The sequence below is a fragment of the Frankia sp. Hr75.2 genome (assembly GCF_949319125.1).
GTDB classification, from domain to species: Bacteria; Actinomycetota; Actinomycetes; order Frankiales; family Frankiaceae; genus Parafrankia; species Parafrankia soli.
Map to the genome: position 1 here is coordinate 1 of NZ_CASGGV010000168.1, position 1,132 is coordinate 1,132.

Consider the following 1,132-nt stretch of genomic DNA (forward strand, 5'->3'; position numbering starts at 1 on the left):
GTCGGTCAGGTGGCGGGGAGGTCGACCAGAACCTTCATGCGGCGGCCGCTTCGCAGGTCGTCGAGTGCGCTGCGAAGGTTGTGGAGCTCGATGTGGTCGACCCAGCCCGCGGTCGGGTAGGCGCCGCCGGCGATGAGCTCGATCACTCGGGAGAACACGCCGGGTCCGTATCCCAGGGATCCGGTGAGCTCGATCTCCTTGCGGGCCAGCACCCATGGCGCGAAGTCGACGTCCCGGTCGGAGAAGGCGATCCCGACGTAGCGTCCACGGGCGCGGAGCACGTCCGGGGCGAGCGCGAACGTGACGGGCGCCCCGGCCGCGTCCACCGCGACATCGACGCCGCGGCCCCCCGTCCGCGCCTGCACCGCGTCGGTGATGTCGGCGGTGTCGGGGTCGAGGACGTCGGCGACACCGAGCTTCGCGACGGCCGCCCGGCGGGCCGGTGCCGGCTCGACGAGCAGGATGTCGTCCACGCCGACGGCGCGGAGACCGAGGACGACTCCGATCCCGATCGGTCCGGCGCCGAACACGAGCGCGGACTGGCCCGGCGCGGCGCGGGAGCGGAGCACGCCGTTGAACGCGACCGACATCGGCTCCACGAGCGCGGCGTCGGCCAGGGACATCGACGCAGGGATGTGATGCACCATCGTGTGCGGGACGACGGTGAACTGGGCCAGACCGCCCCCGTGGGAACACAGGCCGTGCGTCATGACCTGGCGGCACAGCTGGGGCAGGCCGGCCCGGCATCGGTCGCAGTCACCGCAGGAGTACAGCGGCTCGACGCACACGCGGTCACCGACCGCCACGTTGGGGACGTCCGGCCCGATGGCGGCCACCACCCCGGCGAACTCGTGACCGACGATCTGAGGCAGCACGCCGCCGGTGAGCGGGTGCGGCACGGTCGTACAGACCCTCGGCCCGGAGAAGATCTCGAACAGGTCGGTGCCGCACAGGCCGTTGTGAGCGATGGCGATCTTCACTTCACCCGCCGCCGGTTCGGGCTCGGGGATTTCGTCGAGGCGAAGGTCCCGGGGACCGTGCAGCCTGGCCGCGATCATGACGTACCGCCTTGAGGAATCGTGGATGGGTGATCCGGCCGACAGCAGCCGAGGAGCTACCGGCGACCACCGTC

At 71.6% G+C, this 1,132-nt stretch carries 1 protein-coding gene; it reads right to left on the bottom strand.

The genetic code is table 11. The features are described 5' to 3' along the window. Positions 1-5: 5 nt before the first annotated feature. A partial coding sequence (locus AC559T_RS13725) for a 2,3-butanediol dehydrogenase (RefSeq protein ID WP_498868930.1) occupies positions 6-1,132 on the bottom strand: 1,127 nt, incomplete at its 5' end.